The organism is Erythrobacter sp. S158 (assembly GCF_057364915.1).
Window position 1 is genome coordinate 2,457,228 of record NZ_CP200279.1, and the last position, 26,343, is coordinate 2,483,570.

Annotated in this window: 18 protein-coding genes; 10 read left to right on the forward strand and 8 right to left on the reverse strand. The window is 59.6% G+C overall.

What is annotated here, in order from left to right:
• Nucleotides 1-133 precede the first annotated feature (133 nt).
• Nucleotides 134-1,966 (reverse strand): glycosyltransferase family 2 protein, encoded by a 1,833-nt coding sequence (locus AC0V6T_RS11985; protein ID WP_486127164.1) that lies wholly within the window; start codon nt 1,964-1,966, stop codon nt 134-136.
• Nucleotides 1,967-2,034: 68 nt separating this feature from the next.
• Here AC0V6T_RS11985 and AC0V6T_RS11990 point away from each other — a divergent pair, with 68 nt between their 5' ends.
• Nucleotides 2,035-3,192: a polysaccharide biosynthesis/export family protein gene (locus AC0V6T_RS11990; RefSeq protein ID WP_486127166.1), complete on the forward strand. Its 1,158-nt coding sequence runs from the start codon at nt 2,035-2,037 to the stop codon at nt 3,190-3,192.
• Between the two features lie 14 nt (nt 3,193-3,206).
• Nucleotides 3,207-3,515: a hypothetical protein gene (locus tag AC0V6T_RS11995; protein ID WP_486127168.1), complete on the forward strand. Its 309-nt coding sequence runs from the start codon at nt 3,207-3,209 to the stop codon at nt 3,513-3,515.
• Here the strand turns inward: AC0V6T_RS11995 and AC0V6T_RS12000 are convergent.
• Together AC0V6T_RS12000 and kdsA are read right to left on the reverse strand one after the other, a co-directional pair.
• Complete coding sequence (locus tag AC0V6T_RS12000) at nt 3,512-4,543, reverse strand: phytanoyl-CoA dioxygenase family protein (protein WP_486127170.1); 1,032 nt, start codon at nt 4,541-4,543, stop codon at nt 3,512-3,514. The genes AC0V6T_RS11995 and AC0V6T_RS12000 overlap by 4 nt on opposite strands.
• The gene (gene kdsA / locus AC0V6T_RS12005) at nt 4,540-5,409 is read right to left on the reverse strand and encodes a 3-deoxy-8-phosphooctulonate synthase (protein WP_486127172.1); all 870 of its coding nucleotides are present in this window, start codon (nt 5,407-5,409) and stop codon (nt 4,540-4,542) included. Before kdsA ends, AC0V6T_RS12000 begins: the two co-directional genes overlap by 4 nt.
• A 210-nt stretch (nt 5,410-5,619) precedes the next feature.
• Between kdsA and AC0V6T_RS12010 the strand changes: the two genes are divergently transcribed.
• From AC0V6T_RS12010 to AC0V6T_RS12030, 5 genes are read left to right on the forward strand one after another with little or no spacing between them, the layout of a single operon-like run.
• On the forward strand, nt 5,620-6,579 hold the full coding sequence (locus tag AC0V6T_RS12010) for a KpsF/GutQ family sugar-phosphate isomerase (RefSeq protein ID WP_241761228.1): 960 nt from the start codon (nt 5,620-5,622) through the stop codon (nt 6,577-6,579).
• Between the two features lie 49 nt (nt 6,580-6,628).
• Nucleotides 6,629-7,459: a 3-deoxy-manno-octulosonate cytidylyltransferase gene (locus tag AC0V6T_RS12015; RefSeq protein WP_486127174.1), complete on the forward strand. Its 831-nt coding sequence runs from the start codon at nt 6,629-6,631 to the stop codon at nt 7,457-7,459.
• A 47-nt stretch (nt 7,460-7,506) separates the two neighbouring features.
• Entirely contained in the window at nt 7,507-8,115 is a 609-nt protein-coding gene (locus tag AC0V6T_RS12020) for a histidine phosphatase family protein (RefSeq protein ID WP_486127176.1), read from the forward strand.
• Entirely contained in the window at nt 8,112-9,770 is a 1,659-nt protein-coding gene (locus tag AC0V6T_RS12025) for a capsular polysaccharide export protein, LipB/KpsS family (RefSeq protein ID WP_486127177.1), read from the forward strand. The genes AC0V6T_RS12020 and AC0V6T_RS12025 overlap by 4 nt, the downstream gene beginning before the upstream one ends.
• The gene (locus AC0V6T_RS12030) at nt 9,767-10,960 is read left to right on the forward strand and encodes a glycosyltransferase family 4 protein (protein ID WP_486127178.1); all 1,194 of its coding nucleotides are present in this window, start codon (nt 9,767-9,769) and stop codon (nt 10,958-10,960) included. The genes AC0V6T_RS12025 and AC0V6T_RS12030 overlap by 4 nt, the downstream gene beginning before the upstream one ends.
• A 6-nt stretch (nt 10,961-10,966) precedes the next feature.
• Here the strand turns inward: AC0V6T_RS12030 and AC0V6T_RS12035 are convergent, their stop codons facing one another.
• The gene (locus tag AC0V6T_RS12035; RefSeq protein WP_486127180.1) at nt 10,967-11,626 is read right to left on the reverse strand and encodes a sterol desaturase family protein; all 660 of its coding nucleotides are present in this window, start codon (nt 11,624-11,626) and stop codon (nt 10,967-10,969) included.
• A 93-nt stretch (nt 11,627-11,719) separates the two neighbouring features.
• Here AC0V6T_RS12035 and AC0V6T_RS12040 point away from each other — a divergent pair, with 93 nt between their 5' ends.
• Nucleotides 11,720-12,502 (forward strand): SDR family NAD(P)-dependent oxidoreductase, encoded by a 783-nt coding sequence (locus AC0V6T_RS12040; RefSeq protein ID WP_486127182.1) that lies wholly within the window; start codon nt 11,720-11,722, stop codon nt 12,500-12,502.
• Here AC0V6T_RS12040 and AC0V6T_RS12045 read toward each other — a convergent pair.
• On the reverse strand, nt 12,499-13,752 hold the full coding sequence (locus tag AC0V6T_RS12045; protein ID WP_486127184.1) for an LTA synthase family protein: 1,254 nt from the start codon (nt 13,750-13,752) through the stop codon (nt 12,499-12,501). The genes AC0V6T_RS12040 and AC0V6T_RS12045 overlap by 4 nt on opposite strands.
• Nucleotides 13,753-14,148: 396 nt before the next feature.
• Here AC0V6T_RS12045 and AC0V6T_RS12050 point away from each other — a divergent pair, with 396 nt between their 5' ends.
• Nucleotides 14,149-15,477 (forward strand): capsule biosynthesis protein, encoded by a 1,329-nt coding sequence (locus AC0V6T_RS12050; protein WP_486127186.1) that lies wholly within the window; start codon nt 14,149-14,151, stop codon nt 15,475-15,477.
• Nucleotides 15,478-15,501: 24 nt separating this feature from the next.
• Here AC0V6T_RS12050 and AC0V6T_RS12055 read toward each other — a convergent pair whose 3' ends face one another.
• The 3 genes from AC0V6T_RS12055 to AC0V6T_RS12065 all read right to left on the reverse strand — a co-directional run bounded on the left by AC0V6T_RS12055 (nt 15,502) and on the right by AC0V6T_RS12065 (nt 22,790).
• Nucleotides 15,502-19,086: an ABC transporter permease/M1 family aminopeptidase gene (locus AC0V6T_RS12055; protein WP_486127188.1), complete on the reverse strand. Its 3,585-nt coding sequence runs from the start codon at nt 19,084-19,086 to the stop codon at nt 15,502-15,504.
• Between the two features lie 23 nt (nt 19,087-19,109).
• Nucleotides 19,110-20,009, reverse strand: coding sequence for an ABC transporter ATP-binding protein (locus AC0V6T_RS12060; protein ID WP_486127190.1), 900 nt, complete (start codon nt 20,007-20,009; stop codon nt 19,110-19,112).
• 114 nt (nt 20,010-20,123) lie between these two features.
• Entirely contained in the window at nt 20,124-22,790 is a 2,667-nt protein-coding gene (locus AC0V6T_RS12065; protein WP_486127192.1) for a M14 family metallopeptidase, read from the reverse strand.
• A 192-nt stretch (nt 22,791-22,982) separates the two neighbouring features.
• Between AC0V6T_RS12065 and AC0V6T_RS12070 the strand changes: the two genes are divergently transcribed.
• Nucleotides 22,983-26,282 carry a TonB-dependent receptor domain-containing protein gene (locus tag AC0V6T_RS12070; RefSeq protein ID WP_486127194.1) on the forward strand — a complete coding sequence of 1,100 codons (3,300 nt, stop codon included), beginning with the start codon at nt 22,983-22,985 and terminating at the stop codon, nt 26,280-26,282.
• The last annotated feature ends 61 nt before the right edge of the window (nt 26,283-26,343 follow it).

The window sequence follows — 26,343 nt, forward strand, 5'->3', positions numbered from 1 at the left end:
GCTTGCTTCACTGGATAGATTCAAGTTACCATTCAAAGTTACTGTGCCGGATCCTTGAGAGCAAGCTTTCGCGAGGGGACAGGCTCGCGGTTTTTAATGAATGTACGGCGAGGATTGGCAAGCCCAAGCGCGACTATGACAGGGAATATGTTTCGTTGCCTCTGTCTAGTCTCGGATGGTGCCAAGGATCCACGATTTCCCGTGTTCGCCAGCGCTCCTGAAAGGCCCCAAGCTCTCTCATGTACCTCTCAAGATGCTCTGGAGCGAAATCCAAGCCGCGCGACTTGCTTTCGTGGTGAATGAGGGTGGCTTCGGGCGTGTAGATGTTCAGCAAGCCGATCGCTCTCAGCTTCAGACAAAAGTCGACGTCGTTGTACGCGACTGCCAATTTATCTCCATCCAAGCCTTCGACCGCATCGAAGTGTTTCCTCGCGACCAACAGACAAGCCGCAGTCACCGCGCTCGCTCCTCGGGCCATGTGTGCTTGAGCAAAATAGCCTGGCTCAGCTTCCGCAAGGCCTCGATGGGCATGACCTGCAGCATTTCCGATGCCTATGGCTACCCCTGCATGTTGGAGGGTGCGATCAGGATACAACAACCGCGCGCCGACAGCTCCGATGCCAGGCTGGGTTGCCTCACGCATCATCTCTAGCAGCCAGTTTGGATTGAGCACTTCAATATCGTTGTTGAGAAGGCAGATATACTCACCCGAGCTCTGCCGAACCGCGAAGTTATTGATCGCGGAATAATTGAAAGGGTGTGGCCACCGAACGACCTTGACGCGTTTGTCCCGCGCAATCTCCTCCATGTATTGAAGCGTCTCCGGCTCGACACTTTCGTTGTCAGCTACGACTAGCTCAAGATTTGCATAGTCGGTTTCATGCAGAACTCCTTCTGCGCAGGTCCGAAGTAGCTCAACGCGGTCGCGAGTGGCCACCACCACACTGACTTTCGGTAACGGCTTAGGTGCCTCGTATTTCAGGCATACTGTGCCGAAGGGCCCAGCCTCTACTGCCTCAGCACGACCTTTCATCACACGCATCACGGCATCGAGCGTATCGGCACCGTGCTCGCGCCAAGCCATCGGGTCTGTAAGCGACGTCACGCGTCCGACATGGCTGGCACCGCTCTTGTCGGATAGCCTGAGAATGAGCTCGAACAGGTTAAGCGGAGGCTCGGCTTCACCTTGCAACAACAGATGTGATGCTGGCTCGATAGCTAATGCGCACGCAGCACTCAGATAGTCCTGAGAAAGGGCCATTCGACTGTCCCACTTAGGCTTGAGCCACATTTGCGGCTTTGCTCGCATACAGCCTAATTCAATTTCGTCGCCGTAAAGCACCGGAGCGCTGGTAGCTTGTTTGTGTCGCAACAAATGTGCCGAATAGCTCGCCAGCGAATATCGGGACAGACGGCCATCGGGCTCGAAAGGAACCAGCCACTGGATACCGCCCTCGATCGCAAGCTCCATACTCGCGGCAATCCCATTCAGTTGATTCGGGAATGTCCCGTCTATCAGTTTCAATTCCGGGTGTGTTTTGAGATCGTAGGTCACGCCGGGCCCGCGCGTGACAAAAACCTCTGAACCGTCGACCGACTGCCTGAGTGCGGACTGGATCGCCTTTTCGATCTCTTGCCTAGTATGACCGGACTTGACGTGAAGGTGAACGGCCATTCGCGGCGCTCGACCTTCGTTGCTGGCCTCCTCCACAAGATTGGTATCTTCCTCGCCCGCCTCAACGTTCCAACGCTGATTCGCAAAAGGAAGCCGGGCGATCGCCCGCTCGAGCTGCGTCCTGGCCCTCTTTCTTTTCCCGAGAATCCTCCAGCCGATTATTTTTGCCAAGCGGTGTGGTTGCGTGAACACCATAAGCGCGAGATCGCGTGGGCGCTGGCTGGATATGCTCTTTTCCAGAACCTCGGTCTCGGTCAGAACATCGCTCAGAAAATTCGAACTGTCGTGCAATGGGCTAGGCCTAATGCTGCTTTATCGTTAGGGGAGCGCTTCATACGCAAATCTAGCAAGAATTCACGATGAATCTGAAAACACTGTTCTGGTCGCTCGCGCTCCTGTTTTTGGGCGCATGTTCCAGCTTTCCTTCGAGCGGCCCCACCAGGAGCCAGATCGAGACTTCGGTTAATGACGCAGAGATAGCCGGTCTCGATATCGAGATTGTCCCCGTCGACAGCCTTGGCGCAGTCCCGCCAGCAGTCGCGCCTGTCGAGTGGCAGCTGCCGGATCTCGATGCTCGCCCAACCGATCTGATCGGGCCAGGCGACGTTCTCTCCATCACGGTTTTCGAAGCGGGCGTGTCGCTCTTCAGCGGCGATACCCTTGCACCGTCGGCTGCAGGCGGTGTCGGGTTCGACCCCGCGGTCAAGGCGCAAACGCTTCCACCGCGCCGCGTTGACGACAAGGGCTACATCGATGTCCCCTATGTCGGGCGTGTTCCCGTGCAGGGCAGCACCGTGGTAGAAGTCGAAGAACAGATACGCCGCGCGCTCAAGAACCTGTCGCAGGACCCGCAGGTACTCATCAATCGCGAACAGGTGATCGAAAACTCGGTCATCGTAGCAGGCGAAATCGCGCGCCCCGGTCGCCTCGTGCTTGAGACGAACCGGGAGAGCCTTGGCGATATCATCGCGCTTGCTGGCGGTTATCGCGGCCAAGCACACGAACTTGTGCTTCAGGTCGAGCGCGGCGAGAGCGTCGCTCAACTGCGGTTGGGTGACGTGATGTCGGGCCCGTATCGCAATCTTCGCGCGTTTCCGGGTGACAGGCTGACGATCCTTGACGAACCGCTCATGTTCTCGGTCCTCGGTGCAACCGGGCGAGTCCAGCAAATGCCGTTCCGGCGCGAGCGGATGACCGTGGTCGAAGCCATCGCGATGGCAGGCGGCCCGAGCGATGGTGCGGGCGATCCCAAGGCGGTATTCCTGTTTCGCTACGCAGGCCCTGACGGCACCGAGCCGACGGTTTATCACTTCAACCTGCTTGAAGCGCCGACGTACTTTCTTGCCCAACAGTTCGCTCTGCGCGACGATGATGTGCTGTATTTCGGTAATGCGGCCTCGAACCAACCGCGCAAGCTGATCCAGGCTGTCGGCCAATTGTTTGGCCCGATTGTCACCGCGACCACGCTTGCGAACAGTTTCGACAACGGCGGCGGTGGCAACAACACCGGTAACTAGTGAAGGCCATGGAGATGGCGATCGGATTGGTTGAGCATGCGGCAATCGCGGTCGCCATCCAGATCGCTATTGGCTTTACGACGCGGAACTGGTGGGCCGGCGGTTTGGCTGCCTGTTGCTACTTCATCGGACGTGAGCTTGCCCAGGCCGAGTATCGCTGGATCGAGGAGTATGGCGAAGGGCTGCGCGCCAATGCGCCTTGGTGGGCAGCGTTTGACAGCCGCGTTTGGACTACGGCGGATCAGTTCGCTGATTTCGTCGGCCCGATAGTCGCGTGCACCGTGCTGGCTTTCTCGATGAGCCGCCGGACGACGCAGCCTTAGTCCTCTATCGGCCGCCGCTTCCCAACAGGGGTCCAAGGCTGACCGATTTGCTTCTCCAGCCGGTCGCGCAGCTTCCAGAGCCAGCCGATCCGGCGTTCGGCAATGCCTGGGATGCTGAGCAAGTCCCCTCCGAGCCACGGCAGGAACGGATTGCGGCGCGAATAGGACCATATCTCGACGCGCTCGCCAGATCGGCTTGCAGGACCACGCGCGTGGAACCCGCCCGTATCCGCCACGACCAGCGTGTTTTCGGGAACGGCAAGCTTGATCGCCTCGCCCAGCCTCATCTGCGACAACATCGCCGAATTCACCCGCGGAGACCCGCGCGCTGACAGTCGGTCGATCGCTTTAGGGTCGGCAAGGCTGCGTTGATGTTCCCATTCGAGGCGTTCGGGCGTGAAACGATGCGACCCAGGCACATATGTGAACGGGCCGTCTTCTTCCTCGACCGGACGCAGGAACAGCCATGCCTTCATCGAGGAGTGGAAACTGTCTGCGTGCACGGTTTCCTGAGGGTCGGGATCATCGCCGCCGCAATTGCTTACGATGGTCTGGATATAATGAAGTGGTGTCGTGCGGAAGCTCGCGACGTAGTGAAACAGAGCGTTGATGTCCTTGCGCGCGAGGAACCTCTCAAGCTCGGGAACCGCCTTCAGCATCTCGGGATCGATTGCGATCCGGCGGGTAATCGCATCGCCCTGACGCATCTCGCGCGCTGGCCACCTGGTATTGAGAACCGCATCGCGCAGCGCGGCAAAATCCTCTTGCGGGATCACGTTTTCAATCTTTACGAACCCGTCGCGATCGAACGCTTCGCGCCATTCGCGCGGTACATGCCGCGCTAGGCGGCGACGGCGCCAACGACAAAGCCCGTCCGCAAGACGAACGCGCGCACGATGAAGCCCGCGCCGGTTGAGCCGCTGCGAGCCGATCAAGGGGTGGTCGAGAAAGCTCTTTGCACCCGTTGCAAGTTGCGCAGTCCAGACCGGCGCCATCAGGACTGACTTGATTGTCCCGGTCACGCTCATGCCGCCGCCGCGTCGCTCCTGCCGCCTTCGGCTGCGAGCGCCGACTTGGTCACCTCATCGATGCGCTGGAGCTGGCGCACCAGCCCCTCGAACCGATCGAGCGGAAGGGCATTTGGGCCATCCGAGAGCGCGTTCGCCGGATCGGGATGGGTTTCCATAAAAACCCCCGAGACGCCCGCCGCAACGGCGGCTCGCGCGAGAAGAGGCACGTATTCGCTCTGACCACCCGACCTCGATCCGAGCCCACCGGGCTGCTGAACCGAATGGGTGGCATCAAATACAACCGGACACCCCGTTTCAGCCATGATCGAAAGCCCTCGCATGTCTGAGACGAGGGTGTTGTAGCCGAACGAGGTCCCCCGCTCACAAAGCAGGAAGTTGTCTGGGCTATGCCCCGCGTTCTCAGCCGCCGAGCGAGCTTTGGCGACGACATTCTGCATGTCGGCAGGTGCCATGAACTGCGCCTTCTTGATGTTCACCGGCTTGCCCGTCGCTGCGACCGAGCAAATGAAGTCGGTCTGGCGAGCCAGGAATGCAGGGGTCTGCAAGACGTCAACCACTTCAGCAACAGGCGTTGCTTGCGCCGGTTCATGCACATCAGTCAGTACAGGCAGCCCGGTCTCTGCGCGGACCTTCTCGAGGATCCGCAGCCCGCCTTCCATCCCCGGCCCTCGGAACGATGTGCCCGACGTGCGATTGGCCTTGTCGAAAGAGCTTTTGAAGATCAGCAGGACACCCAACCGCTCAGCGATCTTGGCGAGTTCATCCGCAACCGAGAGCGAATGATCCTCGCTTTCGATCACACATGGGCCTGCGATCAGGAATAGCGGGCTACAGGTGTCGATTTGGCGGGAGCACAAGATCATGGCGGGACGTCCGATTAAAACTTTGAAATATCTGGTGGCTGCAAGGGGTGCAGGCGCAAGATTGCCCGTCATTGGCCTCACCTGCGTGTAAGCCAGTCTCTACCGGCTTGACATACGGGGGCGCAAGGGTCGATCAGTAGGGTTCTTTGGTCGCAACTTTTCCTGGTCGTATTTATTTCTCCGATGAACCAAGCGCTTCTGACAACACACGTGTCTTCTGCCCTGAAGACACTCGACATCGAAATCGGGGGTCTCAAGGACCTTAAACGCGCCTTGTCAGATTCCGGCTTGGGGAATGCGTTCGAGCGCGCTGTCGATGCGTTCAATTCGAACAAGGGCCGGATTATCGTCACCGGCATCGGCAAGAGCGGTCATATCGCTCGCAAGATCGCGGCGACTTTCGTATCGACCGGAACTTCGGCGCTTTACCTTCACCCCGGTGAGGCCAGCCACGGCGACCTAGGAACCATTTCGCGTGACGATGTCGTGTTCGCGATCACTTGGTCAGGGACGACGCAGGAACTGAGCGATATCGTGAACTTCTGCGGCATCAATAACCAGCAGCTGGTGGTTGCCACGGCGCACCCGCAGAGCTGGATTGGCAAGGCCGCTGACATTTGTCTGACGCTACCCATGGTGCGCGAGGCTTGCCCAAACGAGCTTGCTCCCACGTCCTCGACCACGATGCAGATGGTGCTGGGAGATGCGCTTGCCGTGGCTTTGATCGAAGCGCGCGGGTTCTCGCCTCAGAATTTCGGAATTCTGCACCCGGGCGGCTTGCTCGGAGCGAGGCTGACGACACTCGAAAAGGTCATGGCGACAGGCGAAGCGCTCCCTATGGTATCGCTCGACGCGACCCTGCGCGGTGCAACGATTGAGATGAGCCGCAAGCGTTACGGTTGCACGGCAATCGTCGATCAGGACAATCGTCTGGTGGGAGCCTTCACTGATGGCGACTTGCGCCGCTCGATCGCTGCCAATGATCTTGACGACAATATCGCGAGCCACATGTCGCCAAACCCGGTCACAGCCAGCCCGAAAATGATGGCGGTCGATGCGCTCGCCCTAATGAATGATAGCGCGGTTTCGGTACTCTTCGTGACCGAGCAGGAAGACCGGCTTGTCGGGATCGTGCACATGCATGACCTCGTCCGGCTTGGAATCGGTTGATCGCTCTTTCGTTGGGTCACGCTCGAGTTTGAGCTAGGTCAGGCGCACCATGATTTCGCCAGCAGATGACACTCGCTCTAGCGACCTGATTGTGATTCCGGCTCGCTACGGGTCGACTCGCTTGCCCGGCAAGCCGCTGCTTAAGATCGCAGGACGAACAATGCTCGAACGCGTCGTGGCCAATGCGCGTAAGGCTGCGCAGGCTGCTGGCGACTGCGATTTCGTGGTGGCGACCGACGATCAGCGCATTGCCGACCATGCGATGCAAATCGGCGTTCATGCAATCATGACCGACAGCACGCTCACCTCGGGAAGCGCGCGTGCTCATGCAGCGGCGCGTGAATATGGAACGCCTGAGCGGATTATCAGCCTTCAGGGCGACGCGCCTTTCATTCCTGCAGAAACGATTACCGCTTTGATTGATCGCCTGCGCGAAAGCGGTGCACACGTGGCAACCCCCGTGTTCCAGCTGGATTGGGAACGTCTTGATCGATTGCGCGCTCATAAGAAAGTAGCCCCATTTTCGGGTACAACTTGTCTGCGCGACAAGGAGGGTAAAGCCCTCTGGTTCTCCAAGAACATCCTTCCTGCGATCAGAGGGGAGGAAAAGCTGCGCACTGAGGCCCTGTCACCGGTTTGGCAGCACCTTGGACTTTATGCATATTCGAATGAGGCCCTCGAATGGTTCGTCGACCAGGAAGAAAGCAAATACGAGCAGCTTGAAGGGCTCGAACAGCTCCGCTTTCTCGAACACGGTTGGGCGATTGCGACGGTCCCCGTCTCGCCGCCCGATCACGCGCTGTCAGGGATAGACACAACGGAAGATCTGGCGATCGCGGAAGAAGCGATCGAGCGCTTGGGCGATCCGTTCCCGATTTGAGGATTGCGCCGCTTGCCGCGACAATCGCAAACGCTAGAAGCTCATCCATGTTTTTCATCGTCCGACACGGCAACACTTTTGACATCGCAACGCCGCCGCGTCGGATCGGCGCGCGAACCGATCTGCCCCTCACCGGGGCGGGCGTCGAACAGGGCTCAGCGCTGGGCAGATACTTCGCCGAGCGCGGCATTCAGTTTGCGCGGGCGTTTGTCTCTCCCCTGTTGAGAACGCGACAGACTGCATCGGCTATCCTTGATCATCAGTTCGAGGCTCCGCAGATCGAGCAAGCCTCATTCCTGAAGGAGATTGACCACGGGCCTGATGAAAATCAGACCGAGGACGAAGTGCTTCAGCGGATCGGAAAAGAAGCTCTCAGCGCCTGGGACCTCAAGGCTGAGGCCCCCAATGGGTGGATCGTCGAACCTGAAAAACGCATCGACGCATGGCGAGCGCTCTTCGCGCAAGGGCACGATACCTCGCCTATATTGCTCGTCACCAGCAATGGAGCGGCACGCTTTGCGCTGCTCGCAGATGGTGGGCTGCGCAAACAGGCCCAGAGGCTTGAAAGTTTCAAGCTGCCCACTGGCGGTTTCGGCATTATCGTTCGTGACGCGGATGGTGCCCTGAGCCTCAAAGAATGGGGCGTTCGACCGTGAGCCAGCCTACGCCGTTGCTGCGCGCCCCCCCCTTCCCCGGCTACCGACCTGGCAAAGCTGAGGCTCTTGCCGGCTCCGCTGCTGTTTCCGAAACCGACGCAGAAGCCGTAGTCGAAGCAATGCGCAAAGCGCGTGTTGGCGGAACCTTCTGGGGCAATCCCATTCAACTGTCTGATGAGCTTCGGGAAGCTGTCACCGTCGTCCGGTCACGCTCGCAGGATGAGCGCGACGGACTGGTGACAAATTGCGGCACAGACAAGACTATCGCTGTCGAAGCCACGGAACCGGATAACCCGGTCGATCCATGGAGCATCCTACCGCAGGCCGCGAAGTTGGTGGCGCACGGCGATGATGAATGGGTCGCTATCGCGGCGGTCTTGGGGCGGGAAATCGACGTCATCTCCTCCGGTCGATTCGGCGAGCCTGGCGAGAAGATCGAGCAACTGAAGAAGCGCGCTGCGGAGGCGATCATGCAGCCTTTCGCCGATCCGTTTTCAGGATCTTGGATCGCCCCGCTAAAAGCTATTTCGCTGCTATCCGAATGGCGGCGAGTGATTGATGCTAATCGCGGGGAGGAAGGTCATCGATTGGTCGCCGCTTGCGGGATCAGCTGGTGGAAGCGCTTTGAGATTGAGCGGTTTCTGTGGTCGCCAGGTCCTGCTCTACGCATCTTCCGTAGCTCTAGCCGCGCCCTTGCCTATGCTCAAAAACGGGACGGCGCGCTTGCGATATGGCCATCGCGCATTTCGCGGGCACTGGTTGAAGACGCTCGACGCAGAAACGTGCCGCTCGTACGGGTGGAGGACGGCTTCGTTCGCTCCGTCGGACTTGGAAGCAACCTGGTCCCACCGCTTTCGGTCATCGTCGATAGGACCGGCATCCACTTTGACCCTTCGATGGCAAGCGACCTTGAGAGAATTCTCTCCGAACACGCATTTTCCGCGAGCCTGACTGAGCGCGCCCGCCGCCTGCGCGAGATGATCGTTGCAGCGGGGATCAGCAAATACGCAAGCGGCCATTATGCTGCCGCTCGCGACCAGCGTGACAGTCATGCCAAGCGGATCATCCTCGTGCCCGGGCAGGTCGAGGATGACATGTCCGTACTTGCAGGAGGAGGTGGCCTCACTTCCAATCTCGAGCTCTTGCGCCGCGTCCGCGAGCACGAACCCGACGCAGAGATCTGGTGGCGTCCGCATCCCGATGTCGATGCGGGGCACCGCAACGGCTTCGTGGACGACACGGCGGCGCTCCAATTTGCCGACAAGATCGTTCGCGATGGGTCGATGGCCGACCTCCTCGACCAAGTCGATAGCGTGCATGTGCTTACTTCGCTGTCCGGATTCGAAGCATTGCTGCGCGGGCGCGATGTGACCTGCCACGGAACTCCCTTTTACGCAGGCTGGGGACTTACTCGTGACCTCGGCGAAGTTCCGGACCGCCGAGGTCGCACACTGACACTCGATCAACTGGTGGCGGGCGTGCTCTTGCTATATCCGCGCTATCTGGATCCCGTAACGGGTCTGCCTTGTCCGCCTGAGATCTTGATACAGCGCATGAGCGACCAGCGCACACCCAACCGACTCCAATGGGTCGCCCCGCTCCGCCGAGCTCAAGGAATAATGATGGCGCGACTGCGCAGAAGGAAACCCCGATGACCCGCGTGGTTCTGGACATCTCTCGCCTGATATCGCGGGTCCGTCATTCCCGGCCTTCGGGTGTCGATCGGGTCGAGATGGCCTACTGCCGCGGACTTCTAGCCGAGTTCGGTGACAATCTCGCATTCTCGGCCGTACACCCGACGGGGCGATACGGCCGGATCAATCGGAATGTCGTGTTGGAATATCTTGATCACCTCGAAGAGCGCTGGGCTCATCAGGGTGACATCGGCGGACAACGCTCGATCCCCGCGGTCCTGCCCTGGATGAGGCGTCTGATGCCTGTCCGCAAAGGCGTCGGCACGGCCGACGTCGTCGTGCAGGTATCGCCGCATCATCTCGATCAGACCGAAAAGAAGCGCGAGATCCTCGCACGAGAGCGGGGCAAGTTCGTGTGCTTGGTCCATGACCTGATCCCGATCGAATATCCCGAGTATGCGCGTCCCGGCGGACGGCGACTGCACGAGGCGCGGATGACGACCGTTGCCGAACTGGCTGACGTTGTGATCGTCAATTCTGCCGCCACCGGCACTTCGCTCTCAAACTGGATCGAGGCGCAGGGCAAGGCGCCGCCGCCTATTGATGTTGCCTTGCTCGGCACACAGGAATTGCCGGAAACGCTGGCGCTCGAACCCGACGATGGAAAGCCGTATTTCCTGTGCCTTGGGACCATCGAACCGCGCAAGAACCACCTGCTCATCCTGCATCTGTGGCGCAGCATGGCCCAGACGATGCCCGCCGAGGAGATCCCGAACCTCGTGGTCATCGGTAGAAGGGGGTGGGAAAACGAGCAGATCGTGGACCTGCTCGACCGCTCTCCGGCACTTGCTCCGTTCGTAAAGGAGATCAACAGCTGCGGCGACGATGAGCTCGCTGGCATGTTGCGGGGGGCAAGCGCGTTGCTGATGCCGTCTTTCGCGGAAGGCTATGGGATGCCGATTGCCGAGGCGTTGGCCTTGGGCACGCCGGTCCTTGCAAGTGACCTGGCCGCGCATAGGGAAGCCGGTGGCAATGCCCCCGACTACCTCGACCCGCTCGATGGCCCGGCCTGGCGCGCAGCCGTCCTCGATTACGCGAAAGAGGGCGCCATGCGGTCAGCACAGGTCGAGCGCATGCGCGACTGGCACGCCCCGGACTGGTCAGATCATATGAAGATTGCGGCCGAAGTGATCACTCGCACGGCGAGCTGAGCAGGGTTACTCGGCGGGCTCCAGAGCCTCTTCGGCGACGACATTCTCGCGCCGAGCCTTTTGATTGCCCTCGGCGCGGGTGCCGAAAAACCGGTCCCAAAAAATCGTCGTAACGCCGTAATTCTTGTGGGCCGCAATGAAATGGTGCTGCATATGGTGCCGTTTCAAACGCATGCCCAAAGGCCCATTCATTGACCAGTGGTGGCACGCATAGTGCGTCAGGTCATAAGCGACATATCCGCCGACAAAGCCCAGCGCGATCCAGGTACCTGCATCGCCAGCGGCGAGCCAGAGCAGCGACCAAATCAGTGCGCCAACCGGGATGCTAACGATTGGCGGCATCAGGTTGCGCAGTTCATCGCGAGGCTGTGCGTGGTGATTGCCGTGAATGACAAACACCATCTGCTGCAGCCACAGAGCCTTGGGCTCCCAGTGAAACAGCTTGCGATGTGCAAAATATTCGAAAAGGCTCCAGACGAACCAGCCGGAGGCAGTCAGAGCGATCGCCGCCAGCGGCGAGGCGGTTCCCCATCCGGCCAATAAGATGAGCGGAAGCACGATTGCCCAGGTCGCGACGAACCATCTCACGGAAATGACCGTAAGTTTCTCAAGCCATTGGTTCTCGAAAAGAACGAGGCGCTGTTCGTCAGAAGTGGGACCCTTCATGTCCTTTGACTCGATAGAAAACACATTTCGTTGTCAAGCGAGATGTGCGCTAGGACCGAGCAAACAACCTCAAGAATGGCTGCGGTGTTGCTCATGCGTGACGAATTGAAATCCAAGACCGGCAAGCTCTCGATTCTACTTACCGGAGGGTCAGGCGGATTGGGGAGTGCATTAGCCCTCCACCACGCGCGCCACGGAATTGAAATCAGCCTCTGGGGCCGCTCAGTGGAGCGCCTTTCTGAAACAAGGCAGGCGCTCGAAAAGTTGGGCGCGGTCGCCGATACGACGTCGTTCGACTTGCTAGATGCAAAAGCCGCAGTTGAGCTGATGTTGGCGCAGGATGATGGGATGAGTTTCGATGTGGCATATTTCGTCGCAGGGATAGGTGACACCCGCGGGGAAGGAGATCTTGTCGAAAGCCCGGATCAGATCCTCAGAGCGATTCGACTCAATCTGGCGGCGCCGGCCGCGATGGCCGCTGCACTCGCTGAACGGATGGCCGAGCGCGGAGGCGGGCGCATCGTGCTCATCGGTTCGGCTGCGGCGAACCACTCGCTTCCTTTTGCAGCTGCTTATTCAGCATCAAAAGCCGGACTCGCGACCTTCGCAGACGCGTTGCGAATAGCAGTGCGGCCTCATGGGGTCAGCGTGACGCTGGCCGCTCCAGGTTTCATCGACACCGCTGCCGGGCGCAACGGCTCAGCCAATCGCCCCTTCGAGATCCACGTCGATGAGGCCGCAAGGCGGATCGTCTTGGCAGCTGAACGCGGCGAAGCGAATTATGTCACGCCGTGGCAATTCAAAGCTCTGAAAGCGCTCGATATTCTTCTGCCTCGACCGATCCGAGACCGCTTTCTCGAAAGGCTCTCCCCCTAGGTCTCAGCCGTGCTGGAGCGGGCTTTCTTGGAGCTCATTTCAAGTATCGCCTGATGCAATTGTGCAGGCGAGAGGTCTTCGCGCGAATTGTCCATCGGCAAGATGCCGCCGTCGCGATCAAATCGCAGCATGACGTAAGGCGTATGCCTGTCGCCTCCGGGAGTGCTCGCTCCGGGAATGCTCGGTCGATGATCGCCAAAGAAGACCAGCAGGGCTCGCTTCTCAAGCGCCGCGATGCCTTTGCGCAAGTGGCCGAGCATGTCGTCGCCTGCCCGCACGAGACGGTCGTAGTTCTCGATCATGTGATCCGCACCCGCATCGCCATGTGGGGCCCAGGGGCCATGGTTCTCGATCGTCACCGAATAGATCAGGCGGGCGGAATCCGACTGGCGTCCTAGCTCGATAATCTTGTCGGCGACCGCTGCGTCGGTCACATATCGCCCCTCGCGCGGCGCTTTGAACTCGTCTTCGCTCACCAGTTCATCAAACCCGGCCGCGGGCAGGATCCGGTCGCGATTGTAGAAACGCATGTCATGCGGGTGGACGAAGAGACTTTGCCAACGATCCTTAGCAAGCCGGTTTGGCAGCGCGGACGATACGTCATCGAGTGCAGTCAGGTAGGGATCATACAGACGGAAACCGAGCTCTTCCTCGCCGCGGCCGAAGATTACGCCGTACTCGGTGCGCATAGTGTACGCGCCGAAGCCGCTCACCAACAGGTTGCCCCATTGCGCTGCGTCCGTGCGAGAGACTTCGAGCCAGGGAAGCGGCTCGTGATCGCTTCCAAACAGATCCTTTGGGTCGGCGTAGGATTCGCATTGAATGATCACGATCAGTTCGACTTCGTCGGCTGCTCCAGCTCTTTGATCATGGCCCTCGACCCGCGGATCGGCATGCAAGCTTGCCGGACTACTCTTCTGCCAACGCAGCCAATAAAGAAGGATCGACGGGACAAGGCCGAGTGACGTTGCGTCGCGAGCGATATTCGGCTCGTACGCGATTTTGCGCATCGTGCCGATCCTGACCCCCAAGTCCGTCAGGACGAGGCCCGCGCCAGCCAACATCGAGCCGTTGGCAGCCATTTCGAGATTTGGCCGCACGAGGATCGCGAGCACAATCGCAAGAACGGCAAGTGCAACAAGGCCAGCCGCCTTTTGAGGCTGCGTGAGAACGGAGAAGTAGAACTGCGGATGCCGGAACATAGCACCGATCAGAGCCAGATCGGTGAACAGCAACGGTTCACCAAGCATTCGATTTTTGGCGTTTGAGGCCAATACGGCCAGCAGGTGCAACGCTAGCGAGAAGATTGAAGCGAAGATCGGGTCTCCGCTCACCGCAAGAAAAAGACCGAACGGCACAAGAGTAGTGGAAGCAATCAGCCAAATCGCTAGAGGCCGCCGCATGAGTCGCGGCGCGTGTGGACGTGCAAGACCATCGATCAGCACAGAGCCGATCAATGTCGCTATCAACGCTGGCAAGAGGTCGAACATGTGCAATTCAATTCATCAACTTCGCGGGATTTCGGACCACAAGTCCCTCGCGCGATTAGGAATGTGGCGATAGAAGCCGCGCTCGTTCATTGCGAGTATTGTTTTGCTTCGCTCTAATGGCCGTGCTGCAAAAAGCACGAACCAGGGGTAGTTTGAGTGTTTTCTCATAATATCGAGGATTTTGGTGCCGAGCAGGGGCGTGAAAAGCGCGCTCTGACCGCTGGCGCGGCTCCATCGGAGCTTGACGCCGCGATTGGGTCGGCACCCGAAAATCCTCGCACCGTACTTCTCTTGCAAGGGCTGATGGGCCCGCTCTTCCGCCGTCTGGGCCAGGAACTGATCCGTTCTGGCCACAAGGTCTACAAGGTCAATTTCAATGGCGGTGACCGCCTTTTCTGGAGGCTACCAGGCGGTATCGATTTCCGCGATTCGCTGGAAAACTGGCCTGACGCGCTGCGCAGCATCATTCGCGAACGCCAGATCACGGATGTCGTATTGTTCGGCGACTGCCGCACGCATCATATGGCGGCGACGAAAGTGTGCCGCGAGCTCAATGTCCCTGTCCACGTTTTCGAGGAAGGCTATGTGCGGCCCGACTGGGTCACTCTCGAACTCGACGGCGTGAACGGACATTCGCGTTTGCCGCGCGATCCGGAATGGTATCGCAAGACCGCCGCTGCCCTCCCCGCAGTGCCTGAGCACAAGCAGGTGGCGTCGTCATTTCGTCGGCGCGCGCTTGAAGGACTGGTCTACAATTTCGCAGATGTCCTGACGCGCTGGCACTACCCGCATTGGTCGAACCACCGCCCGTGGCATCCACTGATCGAAGGCATTGGTTGGGTTCGCAAGCTTGCTCGCGGCAAAGGCCGCAGACAGCGGTCGGCTGCGGTGGTTGAACGGCTGCTTGGCTCAGACACGCCCTACTTCCTGTTCCCGCTACAACTTGCATCGGACGCGCAGATCCGGTTGCACTCACCCTTTGCCAGCATGACCGATGCGGTGATGATGGTCCTGCGCTCGTTCGCGGAGAACGCGCCTGAAGGCACGCGCCTGCTGGTCAAGGAGCATCCGCTCGACAACGGCGTCGTCGACTGGAGGCAGGAAGTGTGGTCGATGGCCAGTCTGCTCGGTATTGCCGACCGCGTCGACTATATGAGCTTTGGCGACATCGTTCCGGTGGCAGAGCGAGCAAAGGGTGTCGTTGTAATCAACAGCACAAGCGGCACGCTGGCGCTTGACATGGATGTGCCGGTGATTGCACTTGGACAGGCAATCTACGACATCCCCGACATCACGTTTCAGGACGGCCTCGACCGTTTCTGGACCGAAGCGACCCCGCCGGATCGCGGCACGTTCAATGCATTCCGCCGCGTTCTGGTTGAGCGTTGTCTGATCCCGGGCGGCTTCTTCTCGGAAGAAGCGCTCGACAAAGTGGTGCGTCACGCGGTTGCACGCTTCGAGGGCAAGGGCCTCCTGCCCGAATAACCTCGCCGCACCTCAGCCGATAGCTCAGCCGGGTGCGACGATGTTGTCGTCCGAATTGCGGTCCACGTATTTGTTGTAAGGGTCGATGCCGACAAAGGCAGGGCGGCGATCGGTCACGATAGTGATCTCCTGCTCACCCGACTGAACCGCACGGCGTTCGAGCAGGATCACATTTTCCGCTGCGAACTCTTCGCCACCGGGTCGTTCCGTGAAAAGCCCGACTTCGATCTGGTCGCTGAGATCGGCTTCGGTCTCGACCCCTTCGCCATCGGCATACAGTTTCGCCGCAGCCACGGTCAGCGTTGTTTCGAAACGTCCATCGTCGAGCTCGCGCACGACGGCTTCCTCTGCCTTCAGGTCATAGACCGTGATCCGCTGCAAGAGGTCGCGCACAAGACCGCGCTCTTCGTCGTTGCGGGCAAGTGAATAGAAGCCGTCGACGAGATCGGTCGAAGTTGCATAGGGCTGCGCCTTGAAGCGATAGCGGTCGAGCAAGCCGGACAGCATCTCGTTGACGCGCTCCTCACCGAGGCGATCCTGCAGGAGGTACATGACCACCGAACCCTTTCGGTAATGGATGTAACCCTGGTTCTCGACTTTCTCGAGCGGAAGTTCCTCGATCGCCTCTGACCCGCGCGCGGTTAAGTAATTGTCGAGCTCGAACTTGAGGAACCGGCGCATCTGGTCCTCGCCGTAAAGCTCTTTCATCACCATGAGCGCCGAATACTGCGCGAGTGTCTCGACCATGATCGTGCCGCCCTGCATGTCCGCGCTGATCAGCTGGTGAGCCCAGTACTGGTGCGCGACTTCGTGTGCGGTGATGTATGTGACGTAGTCGATCTCACCGGGGTCGGCGAGATTGGCGAGAAAGCCGATGCTCTCCGAATAGGGCATCGTCCCGGCAAATGCCTGTGCGAAGCTGGCGTATCCCGGAAACTCAATGATGCGCGCATGATCGAACTGATATGGTCCGAAGTTCGCGCGGTAATAGGCGAGCGAGCGTTCCATCCCGTCGAGCATGCGCTCGACGTTGTAGGGATGCTGCGCATCGTAATAGACCTGCAGTTCGACCCCGTCGGCCATTCGTGTCGCGATCTCATAGTCGGCTGACTGGATCGAGAAGAAGCCGAGGATAGGATTGGTCGACTGGAACCGCGCCGTGCGGCGATCGCCCTCGGTGACGTCCGAAATGCGCGAGCCTGGAGCGATGGGGACCTGGTCGGCGCTGGTCGTGATCGTGATGTCCGAATTCACCCAGTCGACATTGCCGGCATAGTTGCGATTGCGAGCCTCTTCATCACCCAGCTTGGCGGGGCGCAGTTCTGGTTCCAGCCCATAGCGACGACGGGTCGCACGGTCCTGAAGCAGCCCGCTGCGATCCATGCCGAGTTGCGGTGCAAACTCGCTGTTGTTGAGGAAAGTCCCGTTCTCGACGAGCCTTGTGCCGTAACCGGTCGTGGTCAATGCAGCATGTTCGCGCCGACTTTTGAAGGTCAACGTGCCCGTGGCATCGACTGCCATCGGCTCATCGAAGCGATAGATCCGGTGCTGATAGGTCTCGTCATTCTCGACCAGCGTCGCCCCCGGAATCTCGACCTCGAGAAGCTCAGTGTCGGGATCGGTAAGGCGCACGTGAAGTATTTCGACCGGAGCGCCCGTGTCGTTGACGAGGTTATAGGTCCCGCTCACCTCTAGCCGCCGCTCTTGTGGGAAGATTTGCACGTCGAGTGTCACGTCGGTCAGCGAGGGCGCGGCAAGCGACTGATACTGGAGATACTTCTTCTCGTATTCTGCCAGAAGTTCTTCCTGCGCATCCTGATTGCGGTAGGTGTTCTGCACATTCATCTGGTTGAAGAGAAACGCGCCCGTCCCTGCTGCAACCACAATCCCGGCAATCCCGAGCGCACCTGCACCCGAGGCGAACCGGCGAGGCAATTGGCCGATGCGCGGGGCGAGCTTGGTTTCGGTCCCACGCCGCCACAGCATGTGGGCGAGCACAGCAAGCAGCAGGGCGACACCGCCCCAATAAAGGCGCAACCACCAGCCGAGCGCGCCAGCGACAGCGTCGCCGTTCATGTCCGAGACCGGGCTGAAGCCCGTTGTCCCGTAAAGCAACAGCGGATGATCGAAGCCGAGATTGTCGAGCGTGATTGCCCCGACGAGGTAGAGCACCATGATGCCCCAGCCGACGAATTTGTTCGGGCTCAGCGCCTGCACGAAGACCGACAGGATCGCGATCAGCACCATATCGATCGTACCAGGCAGGATGTACCACATCAGGTACTTGTCGAACTCGAAGTTGAAGTAGCCCCGAAACGCCTGGATCACCATCGCGGCTGCGACCGAAATCAGCAGCGTCGAAAGCAGCACGAACGTCACAGCAATGGTCTTCGGGACCATGTAGGCCCAGCCGGGAAGCGAGGTGCTGTCGATCACTTCGTGAAACTTGCGGTCGCGGTCACGCCAGACGAGCTCGCCGCCGTAATAGATCGCGATAATCACGGGGATGATACTAAAGGTCCCGGCAAGGATCGGGATCAACGAGAACGTGGCTGGTACCGGAGGTGTGCCGTAGACTTCGTTCCCGAATGCGAGAGCGGTCACAGAGTTGAACAGGCCGATCAGCATGAGCACTCCGAATGCCGGGCTGCGAAGCACCTGGCCCATCTCGAACTTTGTGGTCTTGATCAGGCGCGCCCAGCCGGCTTTTTCCGGCTCGGTCGGCGGAAGAGTGTCGACGGTGAGCGGCTGCGTGCGAGCAAGCTTCTGCGCTTTCTTTTCCATCCGCTTGGCCTTGCGGGCCGACACACCTTTATCGGAAAAGCTGAAGCGCCAGAACGCGACGACCAATGCAAGCGCTGCAATGCCGAGAACCGCGATGCGGTTGATCAGTATCGTCCCAGTAAACTCGGGCAGCCGCGAATTGAGCTCGGCCGCGGTCCAATAGCGCGTCTCATTCGCCACCGCGCTGAAACCGAGCGGGTCAACCAGCGCTGCGAAATCGCGGTATTCCGGCTCCCCGCCGACCACGACGTTGAAGCTCACATAGGCAACGAGGAAAGCGACCACCGCGACGTATGAGTAGATCATCGAGCGCGTGATTGTTGCGACGGCGAAGAATATCGCGCTCAACAGAATAACCGTAGGCGCCGCGAACAAAGCGTAGCTAACCGCGTAGTCCGCAAACCTGTTCGGGCCGATAGTCTCCGGGTCGATCCATGGCATGAGCGATCCGAAGAAGACCGCGAAAGGCACGACGGCGAATGCCAGAAGTGCAGCGAGGGCTGCTCCGGTGAAGCGCCCTATGAGGTACGCAAAGCGCGTCACCTGCGTAGAGCGAACCATAGGCCCGAACCCGCTTTCATCGTCGCGCACAACGACGTTGGCGACAAATGCCGTGGTCACGAACATGAAGAACAGCGTCAGCACCATCTGCGTCTGCAGGATGGCGAAGGGGCTGTTTACGTTGACGTTCCCTCCCCCGCCGATCTGGATGTTCTCCGACGCTGTCGCGCCGAAGGTCAGCAGGAAGAAAATGACCAGCGCCACCCAGAAAACCGGGTTGCGCAACTGGTAACGCAGCTCAAAAAGCGCGATCGATCCGAACATTGGTGCCCTCCCCTCCTGCGCGCTTACGCAGCGACCGTTTCAGCGTTGTCGCTGCGGCGTGAGGCGGCGAGGGTCGAGAAATAGACATCCTCAAGGCCACCGTCGACAGACGTGAAGCCATCGCCAGGATCGTGGTCGCACAGAATGTGGATGATGGTGCGGCCAGCAAACAGGCGGGTCGAGATGACCTCGTACATGTTGCGATAGGCATCGAGCTCACTGCGCTCGATCGTCTTTGCCCAGATCGTGCCACGCGCCTTGTCGATTAAGTCCTTGGGCGCGCCTTCGAGCTTGATCTGACCGTTCACCAACACAGCCATCGACGGACACAAATCGGCCACGTCCTCGACAATGTGGGTCGACAGGATCACCACGACATTCTCACCGATTTCAGCGAGCAAATTGAGGAAGCGATTGCGTTCTTCCGGGTCGAGACCCGCGGTCGGCTCGTCGACAATGATCAAGTCGGGATTGCCGATCAAAGCCTGGGCGATGCCAAACCGCTGACGCATACCGCCGGAGAAGCCTGCGATCGCTTTCTTGCGCACGTCCCAAAGGTTGACCTGTGCAAGCAGGGTCTCAACCGTCTCCTTGCGTGCCGAGCGAGAAGATATTCCCTTCAGAACCGCCATATGGTCGAGCATATCATAGGCCGAAACGCGCGGGTAGACACCGAAGTCCTGCGGAAGATAGCCGAGGCGTTTGCGGAGCGCTTCAGGTTCAGCGAGGATATCGATCCCGTCGAAAGTGATCTTGCCCGAGGTTGGGGTCTGCAGCGTTGAAACCGTCCGCATCAGAGTGGATTTGCCTGCACCGTTGGGCCCCAGAAGCCCGAGCATTCCCTTGGGAATGGTCAAAGACACATCATCGAGGGCGCGCACGCCGTTGGGATAGACGTGGCTGACGTTCTGCAGTTGAAGCATGTAGTGATCCCTCCTGTTGGGCAGGAAGGTAGGTTGGTGTGTTACTTGTGTAAAGCGCCTAGGTTTAGCGCTGTCTGCCAACGGCTAATGTTGATCGACGAGGGTCTGTCCCGCTCAGCGCGCCCGTGAAGGCGCGATCAGGACGGCGTTCGCAATGAGAAGGTCGAGACCGTCAAGATAGGCACGGGTGGACGGATCGTGTGCAAATCCGATCGTCATGCCGCGCCCGGTCGGCTGCGCCAGGAGGTAAGGCTTGAAGGCAAGCTGACGGCGGTTTTCTTCCCAGACATAACCGCTGGCGATGAGATCATCCAAAGCCGCAAAGCGCAGAACGTTTGACCCTTGCGAGCGATCCAGCGGAGTAAAGATCTGAGATCCGCTGGCGAGGACCACTGCGCCATCGTCATAACCCGCAGAAAGGAAGTTCTCCTGGTCAGCCACCGTATTGAGCAGTGCCCCGGGCAGAGTGTCCGGAAGGGCCTGCTGATCAGCGATGGCTTCGCGATATTCTTCCTCGCTTTCGAATTCCTGAGCCTTCGCGAGCGCCCCTTCCGTTCCTTTCTTGCCTTCGGCTGTAAGGCCAAGAGCGGCCTCGCGTTTTACCGCGAGGAGCGGATTATCGCCGCTGGCAAAGCTGCCCACGCTGCGTCCAACTGTTACGAGCACTCCGCCCCCCTCCACGAATTCGCGCAATGTCGACAGTCCACGGCTTCCCAGATCGCTCGCAGGCGAACCATCAGGGATGAGGACGACATCATAGTCGGAAAGATCGGCGCGGCCGAAACGGTTGGTGCGAATTGGAACGACCGGAAGTCCGAGGCGCTGTTCGAGCACATAGCGCATCGCGCCTGCGCTCAGTTGCGAGATGCCTTCGTCCCAGGCCATGGCCACCTTGGGCAGAGTCAAGTCGACGAACGCTTCACTACCAAGGTTCGGACCGTCCTCGACCCAGCTGCTTTCAAGCGCCACGGTATGCGCACCAATCTCGCTGGCAAGGGCAGCCAGCTTGGCCATTTGCTCATCGGTGTTCGGGCCAGCCGGGAAAACTACGGTGCCGCGCGGATAGGTGCGCCCGTTCTGAGTGAAAGCCTCGTCAGTGGTTCGCGCCTTGAGACCATTGCGCAGAGCAAGCGTTACAAGCCGCGCCTGGCCGCTATCAGTCCAAGGAACGGCAACGGCGAAATTGCCGGAACCCTGCGCAAGCGGCGGAATGGGCGTTTCACCTGCCAGCACATCGCCCGAAACCGCGTTGCCGCACAGGTCGACGTCAACGCCCGACATCAACCCAACCGACCATGCAGTTACATCGTACAGCTCATGGGGCAGATCTTCAGAACGGCGAAGTTCCTGTTCGGTGATGAATTGCGGCGGGAGGGCGGTGTCGCGATCGAGCAGGCTGCGAACAAGGCGCGCAGCTGGCTGAGCTTGCGGCACTGCGAGATATCCCTGCGGATAAGAGCGACCGCAAGCTGACGCCGAGCCTGACCGCCTCAGGACAGTAATACCTTGCGCAGCGAGTCTGCGGCCCAAGCTTTCGGCGTTCCAGCGCCGCGATGCGAGGTCGATGATATAGGCGCCTTGGCCTGCGCCGCCTGTGGCATTGGCCGCGCGATAAGCTGCGAACTCGCTCAGGAAACGGTCCGTATTCTGCGCCACTGCTTCCGCTGTCGATATGCTCGCGATGAAATGGTTGCGAACGGTGTGGCCGTAGGTGAGCTCGCTACCATCCGGGCGCTCCCACAAGAGGCCACGAGATGACGCCTGCTCATACGTGCTGCCAATCGCGCCGTGATGCGTGTTCCAGGTGTCGCCATATCCGGGGTAAAACAGGTCGAAAATTTCGCGGGTGTAATAAGGCTCGCCCATCGCATCGAAGTATGATGCGTTGTTGCGCCCGATGATCGCATAAGCGCGGCGCTGTGCAGCGGTGATGTTCGGGTTGATCGGCTCAGCCGCTGGCGAGAAGAAGTACGTCGAGTCCCCACTCATTTCGTGCAGATCGACAACCACCACCGGGTTCCATGCACGGATCGCTGCGACCTTGCCGCGGGTCTCAGGCTGGCTGAGAGTAAACCAATCGCGATTGAGGTCGAACATGTAGTGATTGACTCGGCCACTGGGCCACGTCTCATCATGCTCCGCCGCCTGTCGGTCGCCTGCCGGCACTATGCCGGTCGCGCCGCGGAAGTGGTTCACGAAACGCGCACGCCCGTCTGGGTTCTGCATAGCGTCGATCGCGACAATCGTTTCAGAAAGTATCGCATCGACCCGCGCATCACCTTGCGCTGCGAGCAGATGATAGGCGGTCATGAGGGCGGCATCGGTGGATGAAATCTCGTTCCCGTGCACACCATAGGTGAGCCAGGTCACAGGAAGCGCATTCCCATTGCCGGTACGACCGGCAGCGATCGTCGCAAGGTCTGACTGGATGGCCTCGATCCGCGCCATGTTTTCACGCGATGTGATGATCAGGTAGTGCAGCGGGCGTCCTTCCCAGCTCGTGGCATACTGGACCATCCTCACACGATCTGGAGCTGCCTCGACCAGCGCACGCAGATAGCGGTCTGCCTCTGCTGGCGACGTGATGCGGTCACCGGGCGCATGGCCTACGGTCTCGGTGAGGGTTGGAATGTCGGGGTCGAACTGGGCATCGAGAAAAGACTGCGCGTGAGCCATCGGAGAGAGGACCAGAGCGGCAATAAGAGCCATCGCCACGGCGAGAATTCGGTCCATCAATTTGCGCATCTTTCGCCAGTCCTTCTTGGTCAAAATGGTGCCCATCAGCGCACGCCTGTTCGGCCAAACATCATTCCCGGTCAAGCTGTAGGTTTCGCCGAATGACTCTTGAGGCGTCATGACGCGTAACAAAATTGCCACGCACGGCGCCAATCTGCACGATTCAACTGTAACCTTCTTGACACACATCGCCTCTGAGTCCGACCATGGTGCATCGCAACAAACACAGGGACTGACATGAGACCTCTCAAGATTTCTGGACAGGCGCTTCTCCTCGCCGCCGCAAGCACGATGCCTTTCACTGCTTACGCTCAGACTGCTCCTGACGGGGATGAGACCGCTGAGGGGCAAGAGAACCGCATTGTTGTCACTGGTTCTCGCATCGCGATCGATCCCAATATCGGCTCTCCGGCTCCGATTATCTCGGTCGATTCCGAAGCGCTGACGCAAACCGGCACGCCCGATGTTGTCGATGTCCTGCGTGATATCCCTGCCCTTTCGACCTCGATCACCTCCGATGGTTCGATCGACAGTGTGTTCGCAGGGCAGAATATTTCGGTCGGTCAATCGGTCCTGAACCTTCGCGGTCTCGGCCCGAACCGGACGCTCGTGCTCGTCAATGGTCGCCGCCACGTTTCAGGTGTTGCGGGCGAGCAGGCGGTCGACGTCAACTCGATCCCGACCGCTCTGATCGAGCGCGTCGAAACGCTGACCGGCGGTGCATCGTCGATCTACGGTGCCGATGCTGTGACCGGCGTTGTGAACTTCATCCTGCGCGACGATTTCGAAGGTCTGCAGGCCAACATCCAGTCGGGTATCTCCGATCAGGGCGATGCATGGCGCATCAACGGGGACGTGACCTGGGGCGTCAACTTCGACGATGGCCGCGGTAACTTCGTCATCTCGGGCGAATACGCTTATGGCGAAGAACTGCAGTTCGGCGAGCGGGCCTTCTCGCGCAACAACGGCATTTTCGATGACCAGGCGAACCCGGCGTTGTTCTTCCAAACGGGCGAATTGAACGCCGCCGATACTCCGAACTTTATCGCAAATGGCTCGGTTATCGGCGGCCTCATTCCGTCATCGGCTGATGGCTTCACGCCGACTGCCACCGAGCAGGCTCTCATCGCACGGGCAGCCAATGCGCCTCGTCGTTTCATCGCATTCGACCCTCGCTTCTCGCTTTCGTCGGCAGGCGGCATCGTTGCACCAGGCGATATCGGCCTCAGCGATGGTCCTGACATCAACGGCAACGGCACGCCCGACTGCCTTGAATCCGCAGTTGGCTTCAACAGCACCTTCAATGCTGGCGCCTTCGGCCTTGCTGGCGGTTGTGCGGTCATCAACAATGATGGCTCGCTCAGCGTCTACCAAGACGGCCTGATTACCGGCCTGTTCAACCAGTTCGGCGGCGACGGCATTCCGAACAACTTCGACGTGAACTCGCTGATCCCGGAAACCGAGCGTTGGTCGGTCAACGCCAACCTCACCTACGAGATTTCGAACGCAGCAACCTTCTTCTTCGAAGGTAAGTACGTGTCGAACTCCGCCGAATTCCAGGCGCAGCCGAACACGTTCTACGATCTTCTGACGATCCGTGCGGACAACCCGTTCATCACGCCTGATCTTCAGCAGTATGTCGCGCCGCTGTTCTTCGGTGATGGCGTTGAAGAAGGCCTCTACCTTACCCGCGACCCGGCTGACCTTGGCCCGAACCGCAACCGCAACGAGTTCGAAACCTATCGTTTCGTTGCAGGTTTCCGTGGCGATACGTCGGACTACTTCTCTTACGAGGTTTCAGCGAACTACGGGAAGTTCAACCAGACCACGCTCGACGCGAACCGCGTCATCATGGACCGCTTCTTTGCGGCCATCGACGTGGTAACCGGCCCTGGCGGCAGCCCGATCTGCCGTTCAGACATCGATCCCACCGCCCCGGCGACAACGCCGTTCGGCATCCCGGCGGGCGATCCCGGCTTCTTCACCTTCAATCCGGGTGACGGTCAGTGCCGTCCTGCCAATGTTCTTGGCGGTGTAGGCGCGATCAGTCAGGAAGCGATCGACTTCATCACCACCACCGTGGTCAATGAATTCGAGCTCGAGCAGTTGGTCTTCAGCGCGATCTTCACCGGCAACACCGGCGCTTTCCTCGAACTTCCGGGAGGTCCGATCGGCTTCGCTTTCGGTCTCGAGTATCGCGAAGAGGAATCGACTTCCGAATTCGATCCGCTGGTACGCGGTGTCATTCCGGTGACCACGCCTGACGCCACCGAGGGCGCTCTCTTGCGCGACCTCGGCTTTGCGCAGAACTCGCTGGTCTTTGACCCGGCGACCATCATCAGCAATGCGGGCGGTCAGTACGATGTCTATGACATCTTCACCGAAGTCCGTCTGCCGTTCCTGTCCGGCGTGGCTTTCGCGGAAACGCTTGAACTCAGCGCTGCAGCGCGTTTCTCGAGCTATTCGACAGTCGGCGACACCTTCACTTGGAACGTCAGCGGTCTGTGGGCGCCGTCGCAGGACATCCTGTTCCGCGGCACTTATTCCGAAGCGGTTCGCGCACCGAACATCAACGAGCTGTTCAACCCGGCTCAAGGTGCCTTCTTCCGTCCGGTCGATCCGTGTGATGTCGGCAATCTGGTAACGGCAGCTGATCCGGCGCTGCGCCAGGCAAACTGCACGGCCTTCTTCAACCAGATCGGCTTCGATCCGACTTTCGGCACGGGAACCTATAGCTACGTCGATCCTCTGACCGCGCGTTTCTCGGGCTCGATCAGCGGCAACCCGAACCTGCAGGAAGAAACCGCTACCACCTGGACGGTCGGCACGCAGATCACGCCGCGCTTCCTTCCGGGCTTCGTCCTCAGCGTCGACTACTACAACATTGAGATCGAGGACGCGATCAACCCGGTTGGCTCGCAGGACATCGTCGACAACTGCGTCGACAGTGCCAGCATCGACAACGCCTTCTGCTCGTTGTTCGATCGTAACCCGGCGACCGGTGGCTTCACCTTCCTACGTCAAAGCTCGCTGAACTTCGCCCGCCAAGAAACTGCCGGTGTCGAAGCAGCGATGCAGTATCGCTTCGGTGTCGGTCCGCTTGACTTCACGCTGAATGCAAGCGGCACCTGGGTCGACAAGCTTAACGACTTCTTCGATCCGAGCGATCCGACGCTGGTCGACCCCGAGCTTGGCGAACTGCAGCGTCCAGAGTGGGCTGGCCGTGCTTCGCTTACTGCGGATTACGAGCGCTTCAGCTTCACTTGGTCGACCACCTATCTCGACTCGATGGGCCTTCGCGCCGTCGAAATCGAGGAAGTGGGCAACACTGGTGAAGACACCTTCTCGGTCGCCAACGGCCTCTCGGGCGACGCGTTCATTCACGACATTCAGTTCAGCTACGAAGCTTCGGACATGCTGAACATCTTCGGCGGTGTGAACAATGTCTTCGGTCGAAACCCGTTCGTGACAGAACAGGCCTATCCGGTAAGCCCGGTCGGCACCCTGTTCTTCCTGGGTGCGACGGTTTCGATGTAATCATCGGCTCTCAGCCAAACGCAAAGGGGGGCGAAGGTTTCGACCTTCGCGCCCCTTTGTG